Source organism: Falsiroseomonas sp. RANM36 (genome assembly GCF_056682175.1).
Map to the genome: position 1 here is coordinate 514917 of NZ_JBWXTD010000005.1, position 3601 is coordinate 518517.

At 72.9% G+C, this 3601-nt stretch carries 3 protein-coding genes and 1 pseudogene; all 4 read right to left on the minus strand.

Annotation, left to right across the window (positions count from 1 at the left end):
- Positions 1-190, minus strand: a pseudogene (locus tag AC1MIR_RS20470) (amidohydrolase family protein); the annotation flags it as partial.
- Positions 190-1209 (minus strand): ABC transporter substrate-binding protein, encoded by a 1020-nt coding sequence (locus tag AC1MIR_RS20475; RefSeq protein ID WP_480030028.1) that lies wholly within the window; start codon positions 1207-1209, stop codon positions 190-192. The pseudogene AC1MIR_RS20470 and the gene AC1MIR_RS20475, both read right to left, overlap by 1 nt.
- 149 nt (positions 1210-1358) lie before the next feature.
- The gene (locus AC1MIR_RS20480; RefSeq protein WP_480030029.1) at positions 1359-2675 is read right to left on the minus strand and encodes an NAD(P)/FAD-dependent oxidoreductase; all 1317 of its coding nucleotides are present in this window, start codon (positions 2673-2675) and stop codon (positions 1359-1361) included.
- Entirely contained in the window at positions 2672-3550 is an 879-nt protein-coding gene (locus AC1MIR_RS20485; RefSeq protein ID WP_480030030.1) for a DMT family transporter, read from the minus strand. The genes AC1MIR_RS20480 and AC1MIR_RS20485 overlap by 4 nt, the downstream gene beginning before the upstream one ends.
- Positions 3551-3601 lie beyond the last annotated feature (51 nt).

The window sequence follows — 3601 nt, forward strand, 5'->3', positions numbered from 1 at the left end:
TTGGGGGGGGGCCGTTGACGCGGCCGGGGATCCCGTGGGGGTGGGGCGCGTCTGGGGGCGCGGGGCCCGGCCGGGGGGGGCGGGGCGGCAGGATGGCCGCGATGCGGCCATCCTCGATCAGCACCTCCTGGAACGGCGCGGAGAGCGCGTCGGGCGACAGCACCCGCGCGCCGGTCAGGAGGAGCTTCATCAGATCATGCGCTCCGACTTCGGCGGCAGGTAGCGATCGGTGAACATGCTCTCGGCGGTGGGCGGATTGGCCACGCCCAGCGCCTCGGCGTTCACCTGCACCAGCGTGCGCGCGCGCGCCATGTCGAGATAGCCGAGGCCGTTGGCGCGGCTGTTCGGCGTGAGCATGGAGCGGTCGCGGGTCATCGCGAATCGCCGCGCCTCCAGCTCCTCGTTGAACAGCGGCTCGCGGCGCTTCAGCGCGGCCATGCCGCCGGGCACGTCGTTGAGCAGCAGCTTGAGGCCCTCGATCGAGGCCTTGACGAAGCGCGTCGCGGTCTCGCCGTTGCGCTCCAGCCAGTCGGCGCGGGCGAAGACGCCGGAGCCGTAGATGTCGAGACCGTTCTCGGCATAGGGCCAGCCGAGGATCTGGTCTTCCGCGATGCCGAGGCCGACCAGGTTGAAATGCACGGTGAAGAGAAAGCCCGTCACGGCGTCCACCTGGCCGGTGCGCAGCATGGTGTCGCGCAGGTTGGCCGCCATGGAGGTCCAGCGGATGCGGCTGGTGTCGATGTTCGCCACGCGGGCGAAGGCGGGGAAGAGCATGCGGCTGCCCTCGCCTTCCGGCGCGCCGAGGCTGCGGCCGGCGACGTCCTGCGGCTTCTCGATGTTGCGGCCCTTCAGCGTCATCAGCGCCGCGGCGGTGCGGTCGAACACCGGGTAGATCATCACCAGGCGGTTCTGCGGATTCTCCGCGTTGAACTTCACCGCGCCGGAGAGATCCGCGAAGCCGATGTCATAGGCACCGGAGCCGACCTTCACGATCGCATCGCCCGAGCCGAAGCCGCGGTCCATGCGGACGCTGAGGCCGAGATTGCGGTAGATGCCGCGATCCTCGGCCAGCGCCCACATGCCGTGGTTGCCCTGCAGCGCCCAGTCCAGGCTGAAGCGCAGCGCGGTCTGCGCCTGGGCGGTGCGGATCTGCGGCAGCGCCAGCGCGGCGGCGCCGGCGGCGAGCAGGGTGCGGCGACGGAAGGTCATGATGTCTCCCTTTCTGTTCGGATCGGCCGGCGCAGCGATGCCGGCGGCGGGAAGCGGGGGGGCCTTGCCCGCCGGTGCGCGATATCCTGAGGCATGATCTCGGCGCCGCGGTCAAGCCGGCCAAGGCGAATCCCGCCCGCCCCGCAGCGCTACACCGCCCAGCCTTCGCGCCGGTCCTTCAGGCGATACCAGCCCGTCACGATCGGCATGAACCAGGGCGTGCCGGTGTAGCCGGGGATGGTGGGCATCGGCAGGCGGGCGAAGGCGCTGATCCGGTTGTCCCCGCCGAGCATCATGCGCGCCGCGACCGTGCCGAGATGCGTCATCGTCGTCACGCCGCTGCCGTTGCAGCCCAGCGCGAAATGCACCCCCTCCTGCACGCCGACATGGGGCAGCATGTCGAAGGCGAAGGCGACGTTGCCCTTCCAGCCATGGGTGATGCGCGTGCCCGCAAGCTGCGGGAACAGGTGCAGCAGCTGGCGGTGCAGCCAGCGGGCGCCGATGCGCGGATCGGTGTCGGACAGCGTCGCGCGGCCGCCGAACAGGATTCTCCCGAGATCGGGCGAAGGCCTGAAGTAGTAGAGGATCTTCTTCGTGTCGCCATAGACGCGCGCCTGCGGCAGCAGCGCCCGCACCCGGTCCGCGCCCAGCTCCTCGGTCGCGATCATGTAGCTTGCCACGGGGATCACGCGGCGGCGGTGCCAGGGCGTGGCGCGGCCGGTGTAGCCGTTGGTCGCCACCATCACATGCCGCGCGCGCACCGCGCCGGCGGAGGTGGCGAGCACGAAGCCCGCGCCCTCGCGCGCGATGCCCTGCACCGCGACGCCGCCCGCCAGCGTGGCGCCCGCACGCCTCGCCGCCGTGGCGAGGCCCTGCACGTAGCGCGCCGGATGCAGCCCGCCGGCACGCGCGATGCGCAGCCCGCCATGATAGCGCGCGGTGCCGAGTTCCTCCGCCAGCCTCTCGCGCGGCAGAAGCTCCGCCCCGCCGGGATCGGCGGCGTTGAGCAGCGCGGCGCGCTTCGCCAGCGTCGCCATCGCGGCCTCGGTATGCGCGGCCACGAAGCGGCCGCAGCGGCGCCAGGCGCAGTCGATGCCCTCGCGCGCGATCAGCGCATCCAGCGCGTCGAAGCTCGCTTCGGCTTCCTCCACCATCGCGGCCAGCAGCTTCGGATCGAGGCCCTTCGCCACGTCCGACTTGGCGCGGCCGAGACTGCCCGCGCCGGACAGCGCGCCGCCATTGCGGGAAGAGGCGCCCCAGCCGATCGCCTCCCGGTCCATCACCAGCGCCGTCACGCCGGCGCGGCCGAGTTCCAGCGCGCAGGACAGTCCCGCGATGCCGCCGCCGATGATCGCGACCTCGGCCGCGTCGGGCAGGTTCGGCGGGGCGGGCGTCGGCGGCGGCGCGTCCTCCCACCACCAGGGCGTGGTCGCGAAGCCGGGGGCGAAGATCGCCGCGTCGCTCATCGTCCGGCACTCCGTGCGAGATACAGCGTGGCCGCCACCATGATCAGCGTTCCCCACAGCAGGTTCCAGCCCGGGGTCTCGGCGAAGATCAGCACGCCGAGCGCGGCGCTGGCCGGGATCTGGGCGTATTCGACCGGCGCCAGCAGCCCGACCGGCGCGCGCCGCGCCGCCCAGGAGGCGCAGAAATCGCCGAGGATGGCGAGCACCGAGCCGGCGAGCAGCCAGGCGAGCGCCGTGCCCGAGGGCGTCACCCAGACGAAGGCCGAGATCGGCCCCCAGACCACGACGCTGGCGATGGCGTACCAGGCGACGACGCGCGAAGGCGGCTCGGTGGCGGACAGCTGCTTGATGGCGATCAGCACCAGCGCGCCGGTGATGCCGCCGCCCACCGCGGCGAGCGTGCCGGCGGAGAGTTCTCCTTGCGGCCCGGCGATGATCAGCACGCCGGCGAAGCCGATGGCGGCCGCGATGGCGCGGTCCCAGCCGATGCGCTCGCCGAGGATCAGGAAGGCGAGCGGCAGCGCCCAGAGCGGGCGGGCATGCATCAGCGCCACCGCATCGGCCAGCGGCAGCCACAGGATGGCGAGCATGTGCAGGAAGAAGCCGGTCAGCCCGGCGCCGATGCGGAACAGATGCGCGCCCGGCCGCCGTGTCACGAGGTCGGCGAAGCCGTTGCGCAGCATCCAGGGCAGGATCACCAGCATGGTGAACAGGCCGCGCGCGAAGGGCAGCACCGGCACCGGCAGGCCTTCCAGCATGGCGGCGCGGAAGCAGGCGCCCATGGCCGCGAAGAGCAGGCAGCAGGCCAGCATCAACCCCATGCCGGCCAGCGCGCCCCTGGCGTCGCGGCCGCTCGGCGGGGCCGTCCCCGGCATCCCGCCCCTCGGGCCCCCTCGCGGGCCCGCCCGAAAACCCCCCCCGCCCCC

What these genes read in the sequence shown, in the direction of transcription:
- AC1MIR_RS20485 (WP_480030030.1), bottom strand. Translation starts at nt 3,550, where the DNA reads ATGCCGGGGACGGCCCCGCCGAGCGGCCGCGACGCCAGGGGCGCGCTG.
- AC1MIR_RS20475 (WP_480030028.1), bottom strand. Translation starts at nt 1,209, where the DNA reads ATGACCTTCCGTCGCCGCACCCTGCTCGCCGCCGGCGCCGCCGCGCTG.
- AC1MIR_RS20480 (WP_480030029.1), bottom strand. Translation starts at nt 2,675, where the DNA reads ATGAGCGACGCGGCGATCTTCGCCCCCGGCTTCGCGACCACGCCCTGG.